This window comes from Stenotrophomonas sp. IS26 (assembly GCF_054188265.1).
The window spans coordinates 176754-202205 of record NZ_JBSZJV010000005.1 but is presented as its reverse complement, the minus strand read 5'-3'; the positions used below and the strand labels follow the sequence as shown (position 1 = coordinate 202205).

At 61.2% G+C, this 25452-nt stretch carries 20 protein-coding genes; 9 read left to right on the top strand and 11 right to left on the bottom strand.

The genetic code is table 11. The features are described from left to right. The 7 genes from ACW6W5_RS07305 to wecB form a co-directional block, all read left to right on the top strand. Positions 1–824, top strand: an 824-nt coding sequence (locus ACW6W5_RS07305) for a glycosyltransferase family 2 protein (protein WP_152153105.1), incomplete at its 5' end; no start/stop codon positions are given. Between the two features lie 83 nt (positions 825–907). Continuing rightward, positions 908–1579: a GNAT family N-acetyltransferase gene (locus ACW6W5_RS07300; RefSeq protein WP_226956656.1), complete on the top strand. Its 672-nt coding sequence runs from the start codon at positions 908–910 to the stop codon at positions 1577–1579. After that, positions 1576–1950, top strand: coding sequence for an EamA family transporter (locus tag ACW6W5_RS07295; RefSeq protein ID WP_152153101.1), 375 nt, complete (start codon positions 1576–1578; stop codon positions 1948–1950). Before ACW6W5_RS07300 ends, ACW6W5_RS07295 begins: the two co-directional genes overlap by 4 nt. Before the next feature lie 37 nt (positions 1951–1987). Beyond that, positions 1988–3115 carry a dTDP-4-amino-4,6-dideoxygalactose transaminase gene (gene rffA / locus ACW6W5_RS07290; RefSeq protein ID WP_152153099.1) on the top strand — a complete coding sequence of 376 codons (1128 nt, stop codon included), beginning with the start codon at positions 1988–1990 and terminating at the stop codon, positions 3113–3115. A 4-nt stretch (positions 3116–3119) separates the two neighbouring features. Further along, entirely contained in the window at positions 3120–4661 is a 1542-nt protein-coding gene (locus ACW6W5_RS07285) for a hypothetical protein (protein WP_152153097.1), read from the top strand. 313 nt (positions 4662–4974) lie between these two features. After that, the gene (locus ACW6W5_RS07280; RefSeq protein WP_152153095.1) at positions 4975–5427 is read left to right on the top strand and encodes a hypothetical protein; all 453 of its coding nucleotides are present in this window, start codon (positions 4975–4977) and stop codon (positions 5425–5427) included. A gap of 250 nt (positions 5428–5677) precedes the next feature. Beyond that, positions 5678–6808 carry a non-hydrolyzing UDP-N-acetylglucosamine 2-epimerase gene (wecB, locus tag ACW6W5_RS07275; protein WP_152153093.1) on the top strand — a complete coding sequence of 377 codons (1131 nt, stop codon included), beginning with the start codon at positions 5678–5680 and terminating at the stop codon, positions 6806–6808. Between the two features lie 54 nt (positions 6809–6862). Here wecB and ACW6W5_RS07270 read toward each other — a convergent pair whose 3' ends face one another. The 8 genes from ACW6W5_RS07270 to ACW6W5_RS07235 form a co-directional block, all read right to left on the bottom strand. Beyond that, a complete protein-coding gene (locus ACW6W5_RS07270; RefSeq protein ID WP_193222814.1) occupies positions 6863–11182 on the bottom strand; it encodes a glycosyltransferase in 4320 nt (1439 codons plus the stop codon). A 41-nt stretch (positions 11183–11223) separates the two neighbouring features. Beyond that, positions 11224–12513 (bottom strand): ABC transporter ATP-binding protein, encoded by a 1290-nt coding sequence (locus tag ACW6W5_RS07265; RefSeq protein ID WP_226956655.1) that lies wholly within the window; start codon positions 12511–12513, stop codon positions 11224–11226. Positions 12514–12553: 40 nt separating this feature from the next. Beyond that, on the bottom strand, positions 12554–13300 hold the full coding sequence (locus ACW6W5_RS07260; RefSeq protein ID WP_152153122.1) for an ABC transporter permease: 747 nt from the start codon (positions 13298–13300) through the stop codon (positions 12554–12556). Between the two features lie 80 nt (positions 13301–13380). After that, positions 13381–14619: a cystathionine gamma-synthase gene (locus ACW6W5_RS07255; RefSeq protein ID WP_152153087.1), complete on the bottom strand. Its 1239-nt coding sequence runs from the start codon at positions 14617–14619 to the stop codon at positions 13381–13383. 118 nt (positions 14620–14737) lie between these two features. Next, the gene (locus ACW6W5_RS07250) at positions 14738–16108 is read right to left on the bottom strand and encodes a pyridoxal-phosphate dependent enzyme (protein WP_152153085.1); all 1371 of its coding nucleotides are present in this window, start codon (positions 16106–16108) and stop codon (positions 14738–14740) included. 152 nt (positions 16109–16260) lie between these two features. Further along, entirely contained in the window at positions 16261–16479 is a 219-nt protein-coding gene (locus ACW6W5_RS07245) for a YdcH family protein (protein WP_121042527.1), read from the bottom strand. A gap of 364 nt (positions 16480–16843) precedes the next feature. Further along, complete coding sequence (locus tag ACW6W5_RS07240) at positions 16844–17725, bottom strand: coiled-coil domain-containing protein (RefSeq protein ID WP_121042843.1); 882 nt, start codon at positions 17723–17725, stop codon at positions 16844–16846. A gap of 14 nt (positions 17726–17739) precedes the next feature. Beyond that, positions 17740–18123, bottom strand: a complete 384-nt coding sequence (locus tag ACW6W5_RS07235; protein WP_193222812.1) for a DUF4398 domain-containing protein — start codon at positions 18121–18123, stop codon at positions 17740–17742. 98 nt (positions 18124–18221) lie between these two features. Between ACW6W5_RS07235 and ACW6W5_RS07230 the strand changes: the two genes are divergently transcribed. Next, a complete protein-coding gene (locus tag ACW6W5_RS07230) occupies positions 18222–19349 on the top strand; it encodes a PilT/PilU family type 4a pilus ATPase (protein ID WP_121042525.1) in 1128 nt (375 codons plus the stop codon). 69 nt (positions 19350–19418) lie between these two features. Here ACW6W5_RS07230 and maiA read toward each other — a convergent pair whose 3' ends face one another. Then, entirely contained in the window at positions 19419–20072 is a 654-nt protein-coding gene (maiA, locus tag ACW6W5_RS07225; RefSeq protein ID WP_152153083.1) for a maleylacetoacetate isomerase, read from the bottom strand. A gap of 20 nt (positions 20073–20092) precedes the next feature. Continuing rightward, complete coding sequence (locus ACW6W5_RS07220; protein ID WP_152153080.1) at positions 20093–21082, bottom strand: fumarylacetoacetate hydrolase family protein; 990 nt, start codon at positions 21080–21082, stop codon at positions 20093–20095. 488 nt (positions 21083–21570) lie between these two features. Here ACW6W5_RS07220 and ACW6W5_RS07215 point away from each other — a divergent pair, with 488 nt between their 5' ends. Further along, complete coding sequence (locus tag ACW6W5_RS07215; protein ID WP_121042519.1) at positions 21571–22971, top strand: DEAD/DEAH box helicase; 1401 nt, start codon at positions 21571–21573, stop codon at positions 22969–22971. Positions 22972–23040: 69 nt separating this feature from the next. On the opposite strand, the gene ACW6W5_RS07210 is transcribed toward ACW6W5_RS07215, so the two are convergent. Further along, positions 23041–25344, bottom strand: a complete 2304-nt coding sequence (locus ACW6W5_RS07210) for a TonB-dependent hemoglobin/transferrin/lactoferrin family receptor (RefSeq protein WP_152153078.1) — start codon at positions 25342–25344, stop codon at positions 23041–23043. Positions 25345–25452: the final 108 nt, after the last annotated feature.

Genomic DNA, 25452 nt, shown 5'->3' with positions numbered 1-25452 from the left:
TCATTCTCGTAGACGACAACAGTCCGGATCATGCTTGGCAACGGATAGAGGAGATTTCGCGCATCCACCCGCATGTGCGTGGACTGCGGCTTGCACGCAACTTTGGCCAGCATGCAGCCATCAGTGCGGGACTAGCCCATGCAACGGGCTCCCGCATGATTGTGATGGATTGCGATCTCCAGGACATTCCGGAAGAGATCCCGAAGTTGCTTGCAGGGCTGACTGGTGATGTTGAGGTGGTGTTGGGACAGCGCGTTGACCGGCAGGATAGCTGGCTCAAACGAACCGGCTCAATGATGTTCTACAAAGCGCTTGGCTGGCTTACTGATACCAAGTACGACCACACCACTGCGAACTTTGGTGCCTACAGCCGCAAGGTTGTCGATACGCTCAACTGCATGCCGGAATCAGATCGATTTTTGCCGTTGCTTGTGCGATGGACTGGGTTCAAGACCGTCAAGGTCGCGGTGTCGCACGGGCTACGGATCGAGGGAAGAAGCAGCTATAGCCTCGGCAAGCTACTCCAGATGGCGATGCGAATCGCCCTGTCTTTCTCTGACAAGCCGCTGCGGATGGTGATGTTGGCAGCCCTGTGCATTGCAGCCGTCGCGGCTGCGATTGCCGTGTTTAGCGTGTATCGATATAGTTCCGGCGATATTCGGGTCGCTGGATTTACGAGCATCATCGCTTCGATATGGCTTGTAGGGAGCATCGTGATGGCGTGCATTGGGGTACTAGGGCTTTATCTAGGACGCGTACATGGCGAGGCAAAAAAGCGACCCCAATTTTTGATCTGGCAGGACACACGGAAATGGCAGCAATGAGCCCGAAGAGATTTTTTCAACACGCCCCGCTCGACTCACATCGGTTCGGCATCATCGTCATGCGCGGAACGATCGAGTCAAGCATGGATACCAAATCCCTTGTTGAGGAAATCGAACAAGGTGACGCAGAATTGACCATTTTTCGCGTTCCAGCGGGCGATACGATTCTTGCCACCGCGCTACAGCTCCGTGGGCACGTGGTCATCCATGCAGACACCCTCGTTTACTACTCGACGGAGCTTTCCCGGTCTATTGACATCTGCACCGAAACCCAGGTCGAACGTGCAAGCGAGCACCATCGAAAAGCCATTACAGATATCGCAGCCAACAGCTTTGCAAACTACCGCTCCCACTACTCGGCTAACCCGAACCTGCCACGGGAGTTGGTGTCGTCAGGGTATATTGAGTGGGCCGTTAGTCGCTTGGAATCTGGAAGTATCGGCAGCCAGACATGGGTAGTCTCTGATAACGGCACAATCGCGGGATTCGCCACTTGTGACGTGGGCCCATCGTCGGTCGAAATCGTACTGAATGCAGTGCATCCCAGTTTCGAACGCCGCGGTCTGTATGGGATGCTGCTCCGTCATATCAAGCACCACTATGCGCAGCACTCATTGAACGAGCTGCTGATTTCCACCCAAATTTGGAACTATACAGTCCAGCGCCAATGGGCACGCGCTGGGCTGCGCCTGTTCAAGGCGTACGACACATACCATGTTGATCGCCGCCTCCCTATGGGAGCACGCTTTCCATGAGCAAAGTGTTCCCTTGGCTAATGGTGGGTATGACCATCCTGCTTACAAGCTATGGACAGTTAGTGATCAAGTGGCAGGCTTCGATTTTCGAGCCGGCAGATGCAGGCATACTTGCAAAGCTTCCAAACGTGCTGCAACTGCTGTTGCAGCCGTGGGTGATATCGGCTTTCGTTTCCGCTTTTGCAGCATCCCTGTGCTGGATGCTCGCGGTGTCACGATTGGAACTCAGTAAAGCCTACCCTTTCATGGCCCTCAACTTTTTGTTGGTCTGTATTCTTGCGATCCCAATTTTTGGCGAGAGCCTTACGTTGGCAAAAGGCGTTGGCCTAGTTACTGTGATCATTGGCCTCGTCATAATCAGCCAAGGCTGAGATCTCCACTCCAGTATTCGTCACCATAGGCGCACCCATGATTCGCTTCAATCGGCCGTTCATGACCGGCAAGGAACTGAGCTACATCGAACAGGCTCACCGGAATGGTCACCTTTCAGGTGACGGCCCGTTTACAAAGACCTGCCACGAGTGGCTCCGTGATCAGACTGGGGCCAGCACCGCATTGCTTACACATTCGTGTACAGCTGCGCTTGAGATGGCAGCCCTCCTGCTGCGCCTGAAGCCAGGTGACGAGGTTATCGTCCCATCCTACACGTTCGTGTCCACAGCAAGCGCATTTGCGCTTCGAGGGGCGGTACCCGTGTTTGTCGACATACGCGCGGATACGCTTAACATCGACGAAGCATTGATCGAAGCAGCGATCACAAGCAAGACGAAAGCGATTTGTGTAGTTCACTACGCAGGTGTGTCGTGCGAGATGGACGCGATCATGGCCATCGCCGAACGCTACCAACTGCACGTTGTCGAGGACGCCGCACAAGGCATCATGTCCAGTTATCGGGGGCGCCCGCTAGGCACGATAGGCCACCTGGGAGCTTTCAGCTTCCATGAAACCAAGAACATCATTTCAGGAGAGGGTGGCGCCTTACTCTGCCGAGATGGCGAGTTCGGAGAGCAAGCTGAGGTCATTCGCGAGAAGGGCACCAACCGAAGCCGCTTTTTCCGCGGCCAAGTGGACAAGTACACATGGGTGGATGTTGGCTCATCGTATCTTCCTGGTGAGATCACGGCGGCCTTCCTTGCCGCCCAAGTTGAGGACGCTACTGATATTACGCGCAAGCGACTAGCGATCTGGGACAAGTATCATAGCTGGGCTGAAGAGCACGAAGCAGCTGGCCGCCTGCGACGTCCCGTGGTGCCTGCGCATTGCACGCACAATGCGCACATGTATTACATGCTACTTCCTTCCCTAGAAGCGCGGACCCGCTTTATCGAATCACTTAAAGCAGATGGCGTACAGGCAGTGTTTCACTACATTCCTTTGCACTCCTCTCCTGCAGGACGCTCCTTTGGGCGGACCGACTCCAGTCTTCCAGTAACGGACGACATCGCCGAACGTCTCGTCCGCATGCCACTCTGGATCGGAGTCGAAGAGCATCTACCTACCATTTTTGCTGCCGCAGACAGAGCACTGACGGGCTGATGTAATGCGATCTTCGAGCCACGACCTGCTTCCACTCAATCTGTCGACACTCATCATCGCAGCTTTGGCCTCGGCGGCGTTCATCAACGCCGCTATGTACATATCCTATGCCGGCATTCCCTTCATCACGTCTGATGGGTGGTACTTCGTTGACACTTTTCTACAGAAGTATTATCACGGCGGCGTAACGCTGCATGATCTGTACATGAAGCGTAGTACTGATGACCACGCACAGCCAATTCACAAGCTACTTCTTATCTGGAACGCGGACCACTTCGATCTGGATTTCGTGATTGAGTCTTACGTGGGGCTCGCCATCGCCGGAGTTTCTTGGCTGCTGATGCTCTATTCCGCTCGTCAAGACAATGTGGCGCGATCCAGCGCGGTCTGGTGGATCCTCCCCATGGTGGCAGCCGCTTTCAGCCTGGTCTCGTTGAGTGGCGGGATGGTATTTAGCTGGTCGCTGGTGACCTTGAGCTATCTTGGACCGCTTTCAATGGTTTTGATGGCGTTTTCGGCATGGCACGCTGTCGAGCGACATCGGTGGCTCCCGCTGCTGATTCTAGCGCCGCTTATCGTTTTCACCATGGACGGCACGGCACTGATTTGCGCCATAAGTGTCAGCTGCGCATTGTTGCTACGTGAGGCCAAGATGCGCGGCAAAACTTGGCGTGCAACGTTTGCCGCCTTGTCGTTAGTGGCGGCCACCGTCATCGCATATCGTCTGGTAAGCCATTTCTACCTGCATCCGCAGTTGGCCGATGCACCTGCGGCACCGCCAGCGATCGCCACATTACTCGGCTTTGGCTGGAGTCGTATACAGCAGATGGTGCTCGCCATTGCCTCGCTGTCAATCGCGGAGCCGGCGGCACTTGCGATGTACCTTCATGATCGGTCAGTGCAGGCACACCGCCTGATAGGTCTGCTTGTGATCATGGGGCACGCTTGGTTCTGGTGGCGCGCCTCGCGCGATCAATGGAACCGTACGCAATTCATTGCAGTTACGCTGATGCTGTTCTGCTACGGTGCGGCGGCTGGTATCGTTTTGGGGAGAGTGCCTATATTCGGGCCTGAGTACGTTACCCAGCAGCGTTACCTCCTCATGTACCAACTGGGCACCGTAGCTCTCGCTATGATGGCCGCAGGTTCCAACTGGCACGATTGGCGACTGCCGCAGCGGGCGGTTGCAGCAGTCGCACTGGCAGGAGTGATTCTGATCCAGTTGCCACTTTCGCTCTCCACGTGGCGTGAAGCGCCATTCGTGCAAGCCTACGGCAACAAGTTGGGCAGGCAGATAATACTGCTGGGGGAGAATCCTGGCGTACGACTAGCTGGGTGCGCGCCAATGCTCGTTATCTGCCAAGCGAGCCGCGATGAGCAGATCCGGTCAATAGAGCTTTTACGCGGACGCCGGCTCAATGCGTTCTCACGCAGCATGCTTCGGAGACATTCAATGGAATCGCTGCAGCAGAATATCGGCCCCGCCGAAGTTATTTCGGCCACGACCGCCAATCCCAGTGGAGCACCGGACACCCCGCGTAGGTAGCGTGCAAAGGATGCAGAGGTCTGCATCAAGTGTCTCATCCACTACCTGGTAGCGAATGGCGGTGACGTCTGCGGGCGCGCGCTGGCATCCCACCGAGAGCAGTAATACAAGCACAAGGCCCAACGTAGAAGCTTTCACGCCCCCCCCCCCCCAACAAAGCGGGCAGTCTAGCGCAAATGACCGCACACTAATGCACGCAAGGCGCTAACATATGCAGGCGCCAGCCCTATGCGTTCTTGGCCGGCGAAAGAAGCGTCGTGTCCAGCTGGCTCTTACCCACAACTAAGTGAACAACCTTCCCTTGAATATATCTATGAGCATCAATCACAAGAAACACTGGATGTTCGTCGTCGCCCTTGCGGGCACCATCGCCCTGACCGCATGCTCCCCACCTCCGCAGACGGCTGAGAACGAGAGTGCCGACGCCGCCGCAAATCCCGCGCCGGTCGTGACACAGCCAGAGGTCAAACCGCTTGACGTGCTGAACGGACTTAAGATTGTGCAGTTCGGGCCGACGTCGGCAAAGGCGCAGTCAGTTGATCGCCTGGATGTATGGGCCCAGGCGGATCGCGCGCTTGATGGGTATGAAGCGGAGCTTTGGCTTGACGGCAAGCGACTCGAAAACTCGGCAATCGCAGGCGCCACCGTAACCGGCACGATCCCAGCTTCTCTGCTGGCCACCAAGGGCACGTTCCCCCTTGAGATCCGGGTCGGCGAGGACGGCACCAAGCTTGTCAGCGACAAAGTCGACTTCATCATCGAGTAACACAGCAGTAAAGACTGATTCAGCTGCACTCAAGGAGGGGCATACTACTGCCCCTCCTTTTTTTTTGTTCATCGCTTCCTGCAGGAAGGCCGGCGGGACTGAACTGCCGAAAGACCGAAGCGACTTGCTGGCGGCATCCCTCGGCCAACCACTGGCATGAAGATGAATGTCCACCAAGAACTCCGAACGGCAGCCGCTGTGAGGAGTGGTTAGAATAATGGCTACAACATAGATTTAGAGAAATGAGGATATGGCTGAACGACGCAAAAAAGTACTGATCGCCTTCGGGACACGCCCAGAAGCAATCAAAATGGCCCCGGTTGTAGAGGCGTTCAAGCGAGATGGCACGTTGGATCTCGTGGTAGCGGTGACAGCGCAGCATCGCCAGATGCTTGACCAGGTGCTCGAACTGTTCGGGATCGTGCCCGACGAGGACCTCGATGTCATGCAGCCCGGCCAGACGCTGCCGGGCCTGTTCGCCCGCATTCTCACCGGCATGAACGAAGTCATTGCCCGACAAGCACCCGACATCGTGTTGGTTCATGGCGATACGTCCACGACACTGGCTACCGCGCTAGCCGCATTCTACAACAAGGTCAAAGTCGGCCATGTAGAAGCAGGCCTGCGCACGGGGGACATCTGGGCACCTTGGCCCGAAGAAGCCAACCGCTGCCTTACCGCCCCTCTCACCAGCCTGCATTTCTCACCCACTGAACAGTCGCAAGCCAACCTGCTGCGCGAAGGCGTATCTCCCGAGATCATCGAAGTGACGGGCAATACAGTCATCGACGCACTTCTGGAGGTAGTAAAGCGAATCGCCCAAGACCCGTCCCTTTCAGCGCGCCTTGATTCCCAGTTCCCGTTCCTTGATCCGTCCCGGCGACTGGTACTGGTGACGGGTCACCGTCGCGAGAACTTCGGCGATGGGTTTGAGCAGATCTGCCATGCGCTGAAAGGCCTTGCCGATCGCGGCGATGTTCAGGTCGTCTATCCCGTGCACTTGAACCCGAATGTGCAGGAGCCGGTCAACCGTATTCTTGCCGGCGTTGAGAATGTGACACTCATCGACCCGCAGGACTACCTGCCGTTCGTCTACCTCATGTCGAGGGCCGCCTTGATCATCACTGACTCCGGCGGTGTTCAAGAAGAAGCCCCATCATTGGGCAAGCCCGTCTTGGTCATGCGGGATACCACTGAACGGCCGGAGGCCGTAGACGCAGGTACGGTGCGCTTGGTCGGCACCGATGCGAACCGCATTCTTGCAGAGGCGAACCGCTTGCTTGATGACCCAACTGCATACGCGGAGATGTCACGCGCGCACAACCCTTACGGTGATGGCAAAGCTTCTGAGCGGATCGTAAACCGCGTCAAGAGCATCTGAATGACGAGCCCGGCCCCTCTGACGAGGTGGCCGGGCCAACGCCACCGGGAGCAATCAGCGAGGGCTGCGGTCCCGGTAGACGTGAGGAACCCAGGGACCCCACTTCGACTCGTAGATCTTCTTGTTCTTCTCGAACAGGATCTGCTTGGTGTCCGCCTTCAGCGCGTTGAAACTGGCCGAAAGATGATGATGTACAAAAACGTCGTCCGCACAGCGCACGTCAAAGCCATTCAATGCTAGACGACGGCAGTAATCGTCATCTTCAAAGAAACCAACACCAAAGTCTTCATCCATTGGCCCGACAGCCTCATACGCTTGCCGGCTGATCATGACGCAGAAGAAGGCAGCGGTTTTCATTTCGAACGATTGCCCTGGATGCTTACGGGTGTACTCACCCGCCCTCTGGATCATCTCCTCCATCGAGGCGTAGTTGATTTCGATCCGGGCTTCGTTGCCGATGTTGTTGGTCACCGGCCCTACCAGACCCACCGCGGGATTACGCTTCAGGTGACGCACCAACCCGCGCACCCAGCCTGGCGTTACATACGTGTCGTTATTGAGTACGACGAGATATTCGCCAGTTGCCGCACGCAAACCTACGTTATTGCCTGCAGAGAAACCGAGGTTATCAGCGTTCGCAATGAAGATGCGATTCTCAGCACCCGCCGCCCATTCCGACAGGTACTCGACCGATCCGTCACTGGAAGCGTTATCGACCGCGATGATCTCCAGATTGGGGTAGTCGCTGTATTGATCGAGACTGTGGAGGCATGCTTGGGTATACGGCAGATTGTTGTAGCACAGCACAATGATACTGACTTTGGGCTCGACGATGCCTTCGAGCGCCCCATCCAGATCTGAAGCTCGGTGATCCCAAGTCTGCTGACGTGCGAATGCCTGGCGTGCCTCGACCTCGTCCACGGCTACAGCCGCAGGCAGGAGCGCCAGCGATACGGCACTCGAGAAGGCGTCGGGCTCGGTAGCCAGATTGACCAGCCCCTCGAACTGCGCCATCTCCGGCAGATCGACCGATACCGTGGGCTTGCCCGCGCTCAGGTACTCGTAAACCTTGACAGGATTGGTCGCCAACGTCAGCGGAATTACCTTGAATGGCAGCAAACAAACGTCGAATGCATGCAGCCAGTAAGGAAGTTCACGGTATGGAACCTCGCCCGTGAAGCGCACATTCGACAGGCCCTGCAGCGTCTCCTGCACGCCGGCAGTATCGCGCCCGACCAGAAGCACAAGCTCATGCGGATGATCTTCAGCCACCCTGCGGATGAGGTCGGGGTCGAACCACTCCGCAATGGCGCCGTAGTAGCCGATGATCCTACGGCCTTCGGGATCGACAAACACCTCGGTCGGCCGGTCGCAGAAGTGCGCGTACTCTGTTGCGTTTCGGATCATCGCAATATTTGAAGACTTGCCCTCCATCTCTTCAAGAAGCCATTGAGACGTGACAATCAGCAAGTCCGCACTCTCTACCAGCGTTCGTTCGCCGGCCAGCACACTGGCCGCGTTGTCCTCAAACCCACCATGATGATCCATGCAGTCATACACCAAACGCATGTTGGGCAGGCTCTGGGCGGGTACGAGCCAGAACGGATGCTGCACTAACGAAATGGCCGCAATGGTCGAAGTCCATTGGAGGAGCACTGCCAGGCTGGCCTGGATTGCCTCGACCTGCTCGGGACTCGCCACGTCAAAGTAGATCTGCGGTGCGCCGGCTACATGGAGATTGACTTGGAACAACCGCCCATTCTGATCCAAGGCTTCTACCGCGAAGCCGGGAGTAGCGGAATCAACGAAGTTGTTGGAGATATAGAATACTCGGTGCCCTTTCCCCGCCATGGCGGCTGCGAGATGCTGCGGACGTTGCATCCGGAAATGCCAGTCAATAACTGACCAGACAAATACATCGGCCAGATGCGCATCAGCAAGAAGAGGACGTTCGATCTCAACACCAAGACGCTCAGCAACAGCGACATAGTTCGCACGGACCATCCCAAGCAAGCGGGCCTTGTCCGAAGGGTCGATGCGCCCGGTTCGCACGGTCCTCCGAATGAAATTCCACGCACGCACCACACGACCACTACGCTTCGCCGGCGTGGAGCCAGCGTGATCGGCGGATGGCGCAGCCAGCGAGGCGTCGCGCATCAAACGCCACGTTGTACGCGGCTCGAGCAGCAACCGCTTCAGCACACGTACCGGCCGCATCAATACCCAAGATGAACTACTGTAAACGCCAACGAGCTCTTGCTCCAACTCGTGGATTCGTTCATTCAATTCTATGATGTCCTTATTCATCTCAGCGTGGATATTCATACCACCCGAGATATCTCCGAGATCCTGCCTGATCGTGGATTCCATTCTTTCTATTGCCCGTTCCATCTTTGCTTCGATCCCCCTAGCCACTTCTGAAAATGCTTGACGTGTGTCACGGCGAAACTCACCGGCACTCGCTATTGATTGTTGACGAAGAGTGTCGCGAAACGCAGACATCTCTCGTCGGGTTAACTCGATGTACATATCCGACTCGTGCTTGGCAGTGCTGCGCAGCCGCTCAAACTCAGCACGAAACTCGCTTCGCAGATCGACAGCACTGGTTGACTGATGCCTTCGCATTGCCTCAGCCTCTTCAGCAAGGCGTTCGGCGATGCTCTCCGCCAGTCGAGTGAAGCCGCCATGCAATACATCTCGCGTGCGCCCTGACTCATGCCGATGCTCACTAGCGATGCGTTCGGACTCCGCGACCATACGTTCGCTCAGGACGTCTGCAAACTGGGTCGAACCAGCGTGAAACGCTTCTTTCAGACGAGCCGACTCCTGCCGGTGCTCGGCAGCCATTCGGGTGGCGACCTCGCGAAGCTGTTCGGACAACCCCTCGACATTCGGTCGCAAGGTATCGAGAGTGCGTTGGACCTCTCGCTCGAGTGAGTGACGGAGGGCATCGCGGGATGCTGCAGCCTCTTCACTTAGAGAAGAGGCGTGCTCAGAAATGTGAGACATCCATTCCCTAAGCTCCAACCTGAGCGCACCATCGCCGGAGCTCTCAACCGGCAGCGGTGGGTGCTGCAAGACAAGTTCGCGCGTCGAGCTGCCCTGCTGCTCCACAATAGCTCGGGTAAATGCTTCGGAGTGAATCGTGAACGCTTGTACGAGGTGGGTGCTAGAAGCAAGCGGTGATGCAACCACGCGAGCCATCACCTCCATTACCTCACGCGACCAATATGCGGATGCTTCCGATCCTGGGTGCATGGCACGCAGCTGCTCCATGTAGGCATCGACGATGCCCGAACTGACAGGGAGCAGTTTTTGCAGGCGCTCGGCGAACGCAGCCCACACCACGCTGGCGCCCCGCTCTTTGCGCACGCGTGACATCAGTGCGGCGGCCTCTTCCGCGGTATTCTGCGCGAGCTGCTCTGCCAGCTGCACGCAATCTATCGTCGGCACGCCACGCCCTGAAAGATTGGTACGCACGGCACTGTTATACAGCGCCCCATCCAGCACACCCTTAACACCGTCGTAGCCAACCAGCACAACCTGCGCGCCGCCCGCAATTCCTTCCAGCGCCACGCGACCCATACCTGCCACGCCCGCATAGCGGCTGACTTGTGCCGAGACGTCATCAACCGAACCAAGCAAGTGTACAAATCCGCTTTCAATGCTGTCCGCCAGCGCCTCCTCTAGCCGAGCGCGCGCCGGACCATCGCCACATATATCAACGCCATCTAGTCCGATCTCGAGTGCATATCGAGCAAACTGAATCACTCCCTCCACCTTTGCCGCGTCTAGGCGACTGACGGCGAGCCAACGCTCCGTCAACCGCGGCACACCTGGTGTCGGCAGAGCGGGAAAATCAATTGCATTGGGGAGGATGGACAGGCAGCCTGGCTGCACGTAGGGGCTTGCGAGAGCAGCCACCTCCTGCGACACAGCAGACACTTCACTAACGGCAGGCAGTACCAATGACGCCAACATGAAGTCGTACGCTGAACCGTAACTTCCGGCCACCGAGCTAGGCCCATGCAACGTTGCAACGCATGGAATGCGCAGGGTCGAGGCGCAAATCAACGCGGGAATCAACGAAGTGAACGGGTGTGCGTTGATATAGGAAATGCGTTCACGCCGAGCAAGATCGACGATCTCATCAACGGCCTCAATAAATTCCCGTATGCTCGCTTCCGGGCCTAGAGCAAGCCCAGTTGTCAGCGAGGCAAGGCCTTGCGGCAGCAAATCGGCGCTGAACCGACGGCCGCAAACCAGATGCACGCGCCATCCTTGACGGACAAGCTCCTCTACCTCGCAGCGTATGTAAGTCTCCACGCCACCGAGCTCGAAAGCCTCGGTGACAATCATCAGTGACTTTTCCATTGCATCTCCAAGCGATGCGTTTTGGCGCTGATCTGACATCATCAAGTGACCTTGGTAAAGCTCACAACAGTGGGCAGTGCGGCGATACCGGTGCCTTTTGCCCGCATCGCCCGCACCTTGAGAATTAGCACATCGGTCTTCCGATCAAGGTAAGCCATGTCAGCATGGCTGATGGCTTCGGCCAAGGCAAAGGTAACGAAGTAGGTACCTTCGCAGAGATTAAGGTCGAGCGTAAAGCGAACTTCGCAGGTATCACCATGAACCACACCTTTGAGGTTCGCGTGCTGATACATCGTACTGCTGCCAAAGGCAGATACTCCCTCCACTGTTCGCAGCAGCACACCAAACTGCATTTCATCGATGGCATCCAGTGCCTTCACTCGAGCAGAAAGTGTCACTTTCTGACCCGTCATGAATACCTCGCAGGGTTCGCCGTGCGCGTCCGTCGATGACCAACTCTCAATGTAAGCACGCAAACGACCTTCACCTTCAGGCCCCGCGTCAGGTACAGATACAGCAGCCGCAATAGCGTGATCGTGCTCAGCTCCCGCATGGGTCTGCTGCGTCTGAACCAATACATCCTGTGCCGGAAGCGTTACCGCCTCACCAGCCTCGGAGTTCACGTATCGAAGATATGCCTTCTCATCGGAGTACAGAAGCGCGTGATACTGATCGATGATCGCACTCGCGTCACCGATGCCGTGCAAGCGCCCCTTGTGAAGCAGCACAGCTCTCTGGCAGAACTTCTCAACGGTCGATGTTGCGTGCGTCACGATCAAAATGGCGCAGCCGCGGGCACGGAGTCCTTCGATGTACTCATAGCACTTCCGCTGAAACTTCTCATCACCGACAGAAAGCGCCTCATCGACAATAAGCACCTGCGGGTCAACACAAGCCTGCACAGCAAATGCAAGGCGGACATACATGCCACTTGAATATGTCCGGACCGGTTGATCCATATGTTGACCGATGTCGGCAAACTCCTCGATCGCAGCAAAGCGCTCTTCCATCTGCTGCCGGGTGAACCCCAGCACCGAACCGTTGAGATAGACGTTTTCGCGGCCCGTGAAATCTGGATTGAAGCCAGAGCCCAGTTCCAGAAGCGCCGCAAGCAGACCGTTAACCCGAACCTCCCCGGTGGTCGGAGTGAGAGTTCCGGCGATGATCTGCAGGAGTGTGCTCTTGCCCCCGCCATTACGGCCGAGGATACCAATAGTTTCGCCAGGAGCTACATCGAAGGAAATATCATTGAGCGCCCAGAACTCGCGATAGTACTTACGGCCCCTGGGTGCGAAGAACTGCCGAAGACGATCACGCGGGGTGTCATACATCTCAAAGCACTTGGATACTCCGGAGATGCTGATTGCGGGCTCAGAGGACATCGGCGAACCCCTTTCGAGTTTTCTGGAACCAGGCAAAACCCAGCCAAGCGATTGCAATGGCCACTGCCATGGAGAGCGACCATGAGGCCCAATCCAGAGCTTTGCCCCACATGAGGACATCCCGGACCTGTTCCACGGCCGAGGTCAGGGGACTGAGCTTCATGAACACACGGTATTGTTCAGGCATGATCGAGACGGGGTAGAAGATCGGCGAAAGATACATGAGGACAAGGGTTATCACCCCGATAACCTGGGCGACGTCACGCAGAAATACACCGAGCGAAGCGAGCATCCACGAGAACCCAAGTGTCATTAATATCAACGGCAGCACTGCCGCAGGCATCAACAAGGCCGTCAGCGGCGGGATTCCGACGAAGATCACGTAGAACAAAAGCCATACGACGAAACTGACCAGCAGATGGAACAGGCTCGAGCCCAAAGAAACGATCGGCAGAATTTCAAGTGGAAACACGACTTTCTTGACGTAGCCGGCATTGCCCGTGATCAGCAAGGGAGCACGGTTACAAGACTCAGCGAACATGTTGAACACCATCAGACCGGCGAACAGCACCAGCGCGAATTCCGTCTTAGAACCGTCACCACCACTCCATCGCGCCTTGAACACGTAACTGAAAACAAAGGTATAAACGGCCAGCATCAATATCGGATTAAAGAACGACCATAACAGGCCCATGACCGAACCACGGTAGCGGCCTATAACCTCACGGACAACCAGCCCTTTAAGCAGATCTTTGTTATCAACCAACACGCGCGCAAGTGACAGCGGCGAAATCGAATCTCTGGAAACTTTCTTTTTCAACGATACGTCCCTGTAGTCCGCGACTTCTCATTATCGTCTGTGTTGGAGGGCCCGACGACCAGCGCCCGCTCCAGATCCACCTGCAGATCACCCAGGTCTTCCACGCCCACGCTCAGCCGCACCAGCGCATCACTGATGCCCAGCTGCTCCCGGCGTTCCACCGGAATCGAGGCATGCGTCATCACTGCCGGATGGTTGACCAGGCTTTCCACGCCACCCAGCGACTCGGCCAAGGTGAACAGTTCGGTCTTCTCGCAGAAGCGCTTGGCCGCCTCGTAACCGCCCTTGAGGACGATCGAGACGATGCCGCCGTAGCCGTTCATCTGGCGGGTCGCCAGCTCGTGCTGCGGGTGCGAAGTCAGGCCGGGATAGATGACCTTCTCCACGGCCGGGTGCTTTTCCAGCCACTGGGCCAGGGCCAGCGCGTTGGCGCAGTGCGCCTTCATGCGCAGCGGCAGGGTCTTCAGGCCGCGCAGCGCCAGGAAGCTGTCGAACGGGCCCTGCACGGCGCCGATGGAGTTCTGCAGGAAGGCCATCTGCTCGGCCAGTTCGGCGTTGTCGCCGACCACGACCATGCCACCGACCATGTCCGAGTGCCCGTTGAGGTACTTGGTGGCCGAGTGCAGAACCAGGTCCGCGCCCTGCTCCAGCGGGCGCTGCAGCATCGGCGAGGCGAAGGTGTTGTCCACCACCACCAGCAGGTTGTGGCGCTTGGCGATCGCAGCGACTGCGGCGATGTCCACGATCTTCAGCATCGGGTTGGTCGGCGTCTCGATCCAGACCATCTTCGTCTGCGGGGTGATCGAGGCCTCCAACGCGGCCAGGTCGGTCAGGTCGACGAAGCTGAACTGCAGGCCGGCGGTGCGCTTACGCACGCGCTCGAACAGGCGGAAGGTCCCGCCGTAGATATCGTCCATCGCCACCACGTGGCTGCCGGCATCCAGCAGCTCCATCACGGTGGAGCTGGCGGCCATGCCCGAGGCGAACGCGTAACCGCGGCTGCCGCCTTCCAGGGAGGCCACGCAACGTTCGTAGGCGAAGCGGGTGGGATTGTGGGTACGCGAGTACTCGAAGCCCTGATGCTCACCGGGGCTGGACTGGGCATAGGTGGAGGTCGCATAGATCGGCGGCATCACCGCGCCGGTGCTCGGATCCGGCGACTGGCCGCCATGGATCGCCAGCGTGGCCAGGGCGAGCGAGCGGTCGCCGTGCCCGGAAGAAGCGTGATCGGACATGTTGTTTCCCAGCAATAGAAGCCCCCATGGGGGCTCCGCAAAAGGAGCGGAAGTCTATCAGCGGCGGCTTAATCGGCCGTTGACGCGGATAAACAGGAATTCATTGCGACGCAGACGCTTACTGTACCCGCCGGCGCAGGTAGTTCAGCAGATCGATGCGGGTGATCAGGCCGAGGAAATTGGCGCCGTCCATGACGATGGCGACCTGGCCGCGGTCGAACACCGGCAGCAGGGCCTCGATCGGGGATTTCACGTCCAGGCGATCCAGCTTGCTGACCATCGCGGTGGCAACCGGGTCGCGGAAGCGGGCTTCGTCGCCGTACACATGCAGCAGCACGTCGCTTTCATCGACGATGCCGACCAGCTGGTCGCCGTCCATCACCGGCAGCTGCGAGACGTCGTAGAGCTTCATGCGCTGGTAGGCGGTGGTGAGTAGATCATTAGGACCGATCACGACGGTGTCGCGCTGCCCGTACGGGCGCAGGATCAGGTCGCGCAGGTCGCCCGACTGCGGGCGCTCCAGGAAGCCGTTGTCCAGCATCCAGTAGTCGTTGTACATCTTGGACAGGTACTTGTTGCCGGTATCGCACACCAGCACCAGCACCTTCTTCGGGGTGGTCTGCTCTTTGCAGTACTTCAGCGCCGCGGCCAGCAGGGTGCCGGTCGAGGAGCCGCCAAGGATGCCTTCCTTGCCCAGCAGCTCGCGTGCGGTATGGAAGCTCTCGGCATCGGTGATCGCGTAGGCCTTGGTGACGCGGCTGAAATCGGCGATCGAGGGCAGGAAGTCCTCGCCGATGCCTTCCACCAGCCAGCTGCCCGACTTGTCGTTGAGCACGCCGTCATTGATGTATTCGGCCAGGATCGAGCCGACCGGGTCGGCCAGGACCAGCTCGGTCTTCGGCGAGAGAGTGGAGAAGGCGCGCGACAGGCCGGTCATGGTGCCGGAGCTGCCACAGCCGAACACGATCGCGTCCAGGTCGCCGTCCATCTGCGCCAGGATTTCCGGGCCGGTGCCGAATTCATGGGCGGCCGGGTTATCCGGGTTGCCGAACTGGTTGATGAAGTACGCGCCAGGGGTTTCCTCGGCCACGCGCTTGGCCATGTCCTGGTAGTACTCCGGGTGGCCTTTGGCCACGTCCGAACGGGTCAGCCGCACTTCGGCGCCCATCGCCTTGAGATTGAAGATCTTCTCGCGGCTCATCTTGTCCGGCACGACCAGGATCAGCTTGTAGCCCTTCTGCTGGGCGACCAGCGCCAGGCCCAGGCCGGTGTTGCCGGCGGTGCCCTCGACCAGGGTCGCGCCCGGCTTGAGGTCGCCACGCTGCTCGGCGGCTTCGATCATCGACAGCCCGATGCGGTCCTTGATCGATCCTCCGGGATTGGCACTCTCGAGCTTCAGGTAAAGCTCGCAGACACCGGTATCCAGGCGCTGGGCCTTGACGATCGGGGTCTGGCCAATGAGTTCGAGTACGGAGGAGTGGATTGCCATCGGTTCACATCGATTCGCGCCGCAAGGCGGCCGGACCGGTGATTATCCGACGGTTGGCGACGAAAGTCAGGTTGCCGCGTTCATAAGCGGCGCGGACGGCACCGGTCGACGAGGAGACCGGAACCGCCCGCGACGTAGGGCGGTAAGGGGGGTCAGTGCACGGGGGAGGCGTACATCCGTTCCAGTCTCTGCTTGGCCAGCAGCTTTTCACGCTTCATCTGTCCCAGGGTGAGGCTGTCTATCGGAAGCACACCCAGCTCGGCATCCATGCACTTCTTGTTCAACTTCTGGTGCCGTTCGTAGAGCGCCTTGAATTCCGGATCCTGCTTGCGCCGTGCGTCGATATCGCTCTGGGGCTGACCTTCAAACATGATGAACCTCCTATCGCTTCTGCAGAAACAAGAACGCCCCGGCCTGACGGCACGGGGCGCTGCTTGGGGCGGAGTGACGGGCAACCCTGACCTGCGAACCCGCAGCGGCGTCCAGTAGCGACTGGACCTGCGACTGCTGTGATTCGTGGCGCTGGTGCATTGCCGGCCCTCCTATCGTCCGGGCCGCGGAAGGCGACCCGGACAACTGACCCTACGCTTGCTTCGGGGCCGGTTCAACCCTTTCAAACGATATCGTCGGCCTCGCCTAAGCGGGGTTCAGGCTGAACGCGCAGAACAACGAAAATTAAACAAAAACAACCAGTTGCGTCATGACCCCCGATCATGACGCAGTACCGGCCCGGCATCAGGGCGCGATGATGACCTCCGCCGAGCGGGCCTTGGTCGCGGCGGCCTTCTTGCCGCTGACCTGCAGCCGGCTGGCACTGACACCGGCAGCCACGAGCGCATCGCGCAGCGCCTCGGCGCGCTGCTGCCCGACACCGGCCGCAGCGTCGTACGCCTCGATCCGGACCCGGCCCTTCTTGCCGATGTTCAGGTACTCGGCCAAGGCCTTGGCCTGGCCCTTGGCGCCGCCGGACAGGCTGCCCTTGCCGGCTGCGAAGGCGTCGCCATTGAAGGTGAATACTTCGCCACGGCTGTCGAATTTGGAGCCCGGCAGCTTGCTGCCTGCCACCAGCTCGGCTTCTTCGCGGGCCAGCTTGGCCGCGTTCTGCTGGGCCGCGCTCAGGCGGGCGGTCTGCTTGCCGGCCACGCTGGTCAGCGCGGTTTCGGCGTCCTGGCGGGCCAGGGCTTCCTGTTCGGCCGCCTGGCGCAGGCGTTCGCTTTCCTCGGCCTGGATCTGGGCCTGCACGCGCAGGCGCTCGGCTTCCTGGCGGGCCCGCTGGGCGTCGCGGCGGCTGGCTTCGATCAGCAGCTCGCTGCGGGTGCGTTCAAGCTGATCGACCTCACGCTGGGCCAGCGCGGCGCGGACGCTGGTTTCGGCGATCTCGACCCGGCGCTCGGCCAGGTAGCGGGCCTGGTCCAGATCCCGGCGCTTGGCCTTGGCCAGATCGGCCACGGCCTGCTGGGCCTGCAGGCGCTCGAAGGCGGCCAGCTGGGCCGCATCCGGATTGGCCTGGATCGCCATCAGGCGCTGGGTCAGCTGGGCCACGGCCGGGTCATCGGCGGCCTGGACCATCAGCGGCAGGCTGAGGCTGGCGGCCAGCAGCAGGCAGGGCAGGCGCATCTTGGTGGACATCATCAGCGGTCTTCCCCGGTGGCGAGCTGGCGCTGCAGCTGGCTGACTTCATTGCGGCGCAGCTGCAGCTGGGCGGTGGCGGTGGCTTCTTCGCTGCGGGCGCGGGCCAGGTCGGCATCGACGGTGGCGCGAACGGCCAGCATCGGCGCGTTCTTGCGCTCCCGGCGGTCGCCAGCGGCACGCTGGGCCTGCTCGAGCCCTTGGCGGGCCACGGCGATCAGGTCCGGGGCGTACTGGTCGGCGTCGGCCTGGGTGGCCTTGTCGACCGCCTGCCGGGCCTGCATCAGTTCCAGGGCGCCATCCTGCGCTCGTGCGGCACCAGAGAGCGCGAATGCGCACACCGTCACATACAGGGCCCGTCGTATTTGTGCGAAGCTAGGTTTCATTGGGGGTGCCGTCGCCAGAAGTTGTGTGCACGGCCATTGTCGGAAGCCTGCGGTGCGCTTGCAATGGCAAGCCGCTGATTGTTGGGGAAACATTTCGCATGGATATCGGCTATTTCCTGAAGCTGATGACCGAAAAGAACGCGTCGGACATGTTCTTGACGACCGGAGCACCGGTATACATCAAGATCGAGGGGAAACTCTATCCGCTGGGCAATACCGGGCTGCCGCCCGGGATGGTCAAGAAGATCGCCTACTCGTTGATGGATGAAGGCCAGGCCCCACAGTTCGAGCGCGAGCTCGAGCTCAACATGGCCATTGCCCTGCCCGATGCGGGGCGCTTCCGCGTCAACGTGTTCAAACAGCGCGGCGAGGTCGGCATGGTGATCCGCGCGATCCGCAGCAAGATCCCCAGCATCGAAGAGCTCAACCTGCCGCAGGTGCTCAAGGACGTCATCATGACCCCGCGCGGGCTGGTGCTGGTGGTCGGCTCGACCGGCTCGGGCAAGTCGACCTCGCTGGCCTCGATGATCGACCACCGCAACAGCACCACGACCGGGCACATCCTCACCATCGAGGACCCGATCGAGTACCTGCACAAGCACAAGATGTCGATCGTGAACCAGCGCGAGGTCGGGCTGGACACACATACCTTCCACCACGCGCTGAAGAACGCGATGCGTGAAGCGCCCGATGTCATCCTGATCGGCGAAATCCTGGATGCGGAAACCATGGAAGCGGCGATCGCCTTCGCCGAAACCGGGCACCTGTGCCTGGCCACCCTGCACTCCAACAACGCCGACCAGACCATCGAGCGCATCCTCAACTTCTTCCCTGAGAGCGCGCACCGCAACGTGCTGATGAACCTCTCGCTGAACCTGCGCGCGGTCGTGTCCCAGCGCCTGGTCAAGGGCAAGGACGGGCGTCGCCTGCCGGCCACCGAGGTGTTGATCAACACCCCGATGATCCGCGACCTGCTGCGCCGCGGCCAGGTGCACGAGATCAAGGCGGCGATGGAAGCCTCGCTGGAAGAAGGCATGGAGAGCTTCGACCAGTGCCTGTTCCGGATGGCCAAGAACGGCATCATCGAGCAGGAGGAAGCGCTGCGCGCGGCCGACTCGCGCGATGGCCTGGCGCTGAAGTTCCGGCTGTCCGAGGGCGGCAACGAGCACGATCCGTACGCGGATTACTCAGCCAGCTCGGCACCGGCGATCACGCACGGGTTCTGACGGTGTAGGCCCCCACCGTTGGTGGGGGCAATTGACACGGCGCATCGAGCAACGGTCGATGCCTGCCCCTCACCCTGCGTCGATCTGGTTCTCCGGCCGCGCCGCGTCGAACGCCGGCAGGGCCAGGCACGCCACCTCGATCCGCTGCAGGGTCGGGTACGGCGCCAGCCCCAGGCCGAACCGGTGCGCGTTGTACAGCTGCGGCACCAGACAGGCATCGGCCAGCCCGGGCTGCTCGCCATGGCAGAACGTCCCCGTCGCGGCATGGCCGGTCAGCAGCGTTTCCATCGCCGCCAGCCCCTCCGCCATCCAGTGCAGCGTCCATTGCGTGCGCGCCTCGGCGCTGGCCTGCAAGGTGCGCTCCAGGTACTGCATCACCCGCAGGTTGTTCAGCGGGTGGATGTCACAGGCAACCAGCTGGGCCAGCGCACGCACGCGCGCCCTGCCCTCGGCATCGCCGGGCAGCAACGGCGTGGCCGGAAACACCTCGTCCAGGTAGTCCAGGATCGCCATCGACTGCTGCAGCACCCGCTCGCCATGGCGCAGCGTCGGCACCAGTTCCTGCGGGTTGAGCGCGGCATAGGCCGCGCTGTGCTGCTCCCCGCCCTCGCGGACCAGGTGCACCGGGGTGATCCGGTGCGGCAGGCCCTTGAGGTTCAGCCCGATGCGCACGCGGTAGGCCGCGCTGGACCGCCAGTAACTGAAGAGTTCGATCGGTTCCATGACGGTCTCCGCCCCCGCGATCAGGGCTTGGCCGCCTGCTCGATGCGCTGCTCGATCGCACCGAAGATGCTCTCGCCGGCCGCGTCGAACATCTCGATCCGCACCACATCACCGAAGGACATGAACGGGGTGCTCGGCTTGCCGTCGCGCAGGGTTTCCACGGTGCGCTGTTCGGCGAAGCAGGAGGCGCCCTTGCTGGTGTCTTCGTTGGCGATGGTGCCCGAGCCGACGATCGCACCGGCGCCCAGCGGGCGGGTCTTGGCCGCATGCGCGACCAGCTGGGCGAAGTTGAACTGCATGTCCACGCCTGCTTCCGGCGCGCCGAACCAGGTGCCATTGATGTGCGTGACCAGCGGCAGGTGGACCTTGCTGTCCTGCCAGGCCTCGCCCAGCTCATCCGGGGTGACGAACACCGGCGACAGCGCCGAACGCGGCTTGGACTGCAGGAAGCCGAAGCCCTTGGCCAGCTCGCCCGGGATCAGGTTGCGCAGCGAGACATCGTTGACCAGGCCGATCAGCTGGATGTGGCCGGCCGCCTGCTCCGGGGTCACGGCCATCGGCACGTCGTCGGTGATCACCACCAGTTCGGCTTCCAGATCGATGCCGTAGTCCTCGCTGACCACCTTGACCGCATCGCGCGGGCCGTAAAAGCCAGCGCTGGTGGCCTGGTACATCAGCGGATCGGTGTAGAAGCTTTCCGGCACCTCGGCGCCACGGGCGCGGCGCACGCGGGCCACGTGCGGCAGGTAGGCGCTGCCGTCGACGAACTCATAGGAACGCGGCAGCGGGGCGGCCAGTGCCTGCAGGTCGATATCGAACACGCCGTCGGCGTCGCCGTCGTTCAGCGATTCATACAGGGCGTTCAGGCGCGGCGCCAGGTGACTCCAGTCTTCCAGTGCCTGCTGCAGGGTCACGGCGATGCCGGTGGCGCGCACGCCTTGGCGCAGATCGCGCGAGACCACGATCAGGGTGCCGTCGCGGCCGCCTTCCTTCAAAGAACCAAGCTTCATGGGTGGGTATCCGGGATCGCGAAAATAGGTTTCAAGTGTAATCAAATGCGCGGTCAATCCAAGTCGCACTGCGCCAGAACGACGATAGCTCATGCGAATGATGCTGACGGTGTCGCTTGCGAAGGCCGCCCGGCCAACGGCCGGTCGCTACGGATTGCTAGGGGTCCCGGGCAGATCCGGATACGTCCGCAGATCCTCCCAAGCTGAACAGGGGGGTTTGGTATGGGTCTCAAACATCCGTTAGACTATCCGGGTCTGCAGCGGCCGTCCGTTTCCCTTCGGGATCGCCGGCGATATGGATCAAACGATCCGTCGCCCGCCCCCACTCCGACGCCATTCGTCATGCATTCCAGTCTGCGCACCGCGTCGACTGCACCCAATTCTCGCAGCGCGGTTTACGGGAACGCTCCGAGTCAGCCGATCACATTGATCTGCCTCGCGTCCGGCCATTCGGCCTGGCGTTACTTTGTCTTTGGAGCTTCCACCCGATGTCTTTTGAATCCTTGGGCCTTGCCCCGTTCCTGCTGCGCGCGTTGGCCGAGCAGGGCTACGAAACCCCCACCCCGATCCAGGAGCAGGCCATCCCGCTCGCCCTGGAAGGCCGCGACCTGCTGGCCGGCGCACAGACCGGTACCGGCAAGACCGCCGCATTCGGCCTGCCGCTGCTGCAGCACCTGGGCACCAACCCGCAGGCCGTCGATGGCCCGCGCCGCCCGCGTGCACTGGTGCTGACCCCGACCCGCGAGCTGGCCACCCAGGTGCATGACAGCCTGCGCGGCTACAGCAAGTACCTGCGCATCCCGAGCGCCTGCATCTACGGCGGCGTCGGCATGGGCAACCAGTTCGATGTGCTGCGCCGTGGCGTGGACCTGCTGGTCGCCTGCCCGGGCCGCCTGATCGATCACATCGAGCGCCGCAGCGTCGACCTCTCCGGCATCGAAATCCTGGTGCTGGACGAAGCCGACCGCATGCTCGACATGGGCTTCCTGCCGTCGATCAAGAAGATCCTCGCCAAGCTGCCGCGCCAGAACCGCCAGACCCTGCTGTTCTCGGCGACCTTCGAAGAGAGCATCAAGCAGCTGGCGCTGGAGTTCATGCGCAACCCGGAGCAGATCCAGGTCACGCCGAAGAACACCGTTGCCGAGAACATCAGCCACCGCGTGCACCCGGTCGATGGCCCGCGCAAGCGCGAGCTGCTGCTGCATCTTCTGGCCCAGGACAGCCGTGAGCAGACCCTGGTGTTCGGCCGTACCAAGCACGGCTGCGACAAGCTGGCCATGTTCCTGGACAAGTCCGGCATCAAGACCGCGGCGATCCACGGCAACAAGAGCCAGGGCCAGCGCCTGCGTGCGCTGGGTGACTTCAAGGCCGGCCGCGTGACCGTGCTGGTCGCCACCGACATCGCCGCGCGTGGCATCGACATCAACGAGCTGCCGAAGGTCATCAACTACGACCTGCCGATGGTGGCCGAGGATTACGTGCACCGCATCGGCCGTACCGGCCGTAACGGCTCGACCGGCCAGGCGATCTCGCTGGTGGCGCAGGACGAAGCCAAGCTGCTGCGCCAGATCGTGCGCCTGCTCGACAAGGACATGGACATCCGCGACGTGCCGGGCTTCGAGCCGCAGACCCCGATCCGCTGGGGCAACAGCGCGCCGGGCAAGGCCGAACTGCCGGGTGGCGATCGTTCGCCGCGCAAGCATGCACGTCGCCCGCACGCCGAGGCCCCGCGCCACGCCCATGCCGGCCCGAAGAAGGCCGGTGGCGGTCAGCGTGATGGCGCCGGCCGCGGTGCACCGCGCGGTGGCCAGCCGCAGGGCCAGCGTCGTGGCGGTGGCAACGCCGGCGGCGGTCGCAGCCAGGGCGGCGGTGGCGGCCGCGCCAGCTGATTCCTTCGGGCATCGCTGAAACGCAAAAAGGGCGACGCATCTGCGTCGCCCTTTTTTTGTGTCGCTGCGTCAGAAGCTGTAGGCCACCGTGATCCGCGCATTGCGGCCCGGCTCGCTGTAACGGCCGATGCCTTCATCGTTGACGTAGCCGTACAGCGTATTGCTGCCCTTGTTGATGTTGCGCACGCGCTGCCAGAGGTAGTACTCCTCGTTGGTCAGGTTGTAGAGGCCGGCGCTGAGCTTCCACTGCGGAGTGACGTTCCAGGTGCCGTACAGATCCAGCACGGTGTAGCCGTCGGCCTTGTCGACGAAGGCCGGCGTGGTGACCTTGCCGGTGGCGTCGGTGGTGTAGGCGTCCTTGGCCTTCTTGGCCACGGCGTGGGTGATGCTGGCCGTGACATTCCACACCGGCGAGGGTGCATAGCGCACGCCCAGCACGGCACTGGCCGGCACGATGCTCTCCAGCGGATCGCCGTTGCGCTTCTCGCCTTCGCTGTAGGAGGCGGCCAGGCGCGAGGACCATGCATCATTGATCTGCCAGCGGCCCTCCAGTTCCACGCCCTTGACCGTCACTTCGCCCGCGTTGGTCGGCATCGTGTAGTTGCGCGAGTACAGCACCGGACCGGTCGCCGTCGTGCGGAAGCCACCCGGCACCGACTGCGCCAGGTTGGTGTACTCGATGAAGTTCTCGTAGCGGTCGCGGAACAGCGACAGGCCCAGCTGCGCCCGATCCGTGCTCCAGCGGTAGCCGAACTCGAGATTCAGGCTCTTTTCCGAGTCCAGGTCCGGATTGGACACGGTGTCGTTGAGCAGCAGCGGCTGGCCGTTCTGCGCGTTGATCACCTGCGTCGCACTGGTCGGCGAATACATGTCCGCCACGGTCGGCGCACGGAAGCCGCGGCCCACCTGCGCCCACAGCGCGTGGTCGGGCAGGAAGCGATACTCGACGCCGGCCTGCCAGCTCGGCGCGGCGAAGCTCACATCGCGCACGGTGCCGGTGCGATCCACGAAGGTGGCGTCCACCTGCGGCGAATAGTCGTAGCGGTCATAGCGTGCGCCGGCACTGAGGGTCAGCCGTTCGTCCAGCAGCTGCACGCTGTCGCGCAGGTACAGGTTCCAGGCGGTCACATCGGTCTTGGGTACCTGGCGCGGATCGATCTCCACCGAGGCGATGGCACCCGCGGCATTCCAGCGCGTATCAACCGCGGTGAAATCGATGTCGCGCTGCTGCCAGGCCAGGCCGTAGACGACGTCATGGCGCGCACCTGCGGTGGCGAAGACCTTGCTGAAGTCGGCCGCGGCGCGGTCCAGCGTCTGCTTGGTCGAGCGGTTCTCGCTGCGCAGGCAGGGCGTGGTACCGCCCGGGCAGCCGCTGCCGGCCACGATGGTAGTGATGCCGCGGCTGTCGGTGACCTGGCGGTCCACCTGCGCATCCAGCGTATCGAACAGCGCGGTGTCGGCGCGCCACTGGTAGTTCACCCCGTAGCGGTCACGGTCGTTGGTGTCATGGCCTTTGCGCGACAGATAACCCGGAGCATAGACACGCGACAGGTTGTCCACGTCGTTGGTGGCGCGGCCGCGCTCGTAGAGGAAGCCCAGCGTGTTGGCGTCGTCCAGCTGCAGGTCGAGCTTGCCGAGCAGGTTGTCGCGCGTGCTGTCGACCGGGTCCGGCGTGCGGCGGCCGACCCCGATGCGATCGTTTGTGGTGTCGTACCACGACTCGGATTCATGGCCTTCGCGACGGGTGTAGACCAGCATCGATTCGACGATGCCGGTGCGGTTGGCGAAGGTCAGCGTGCCCATGGTTTCGTCGTTGGCACCGGAGTACCCCGCCTTGAACCCGAGGTGGGTATCGTTGCCGCTCGCCTTGAGATAGTCAGCCGGGTCCTTGGTGGTGAACACCACCGCGCCGCCCAGTGCGCCGCTGCCGGCGCTGATCGAATCGGCACCCTTGATCACCGCCAGGCTCTTGAGCGTATCGATATCCACGTCGCCGCGGCCACCGCGGAAGAACTCGTAGGAGCGCGCGGTTTCCACCGATTCACCCAGGCTCAGGCCATCGACGGTGATCGCCACGCGGTCGCTTTCCAGGCCACGGATGTTGAAGCCGTTATCGCCGAAGCGGCCCATGTCCACGATGCTGACACCGGGGATGTAGCGGATCGCCTCTTCCATCGTGTTGGCCATCTCGTTGTCGAGATCGGCCGCGGTCAGCACGGTGACGTTCTGGTTGGCCGAGCGCGTTTTCCTGGCGCGCTCGGCCTGCACACGCACGGTATCCAGCGTGCTGGCATCGTTGAAGGTTTCAGCGTGCACGGTAACGGACAGGCTGGCGGCAACCGCCATGGCCAGCAGGGTGAGGGACGACGTCATGATCAGGCTCCGCAGGAGAGGTAGGGAATGGCGTGAGCGCCGCGGTTGGCGGCGGGCCGTTCCTGGCTGCGGCGATCGGTGGACCGAGCGGGGCTGGGAGGCGCAAGG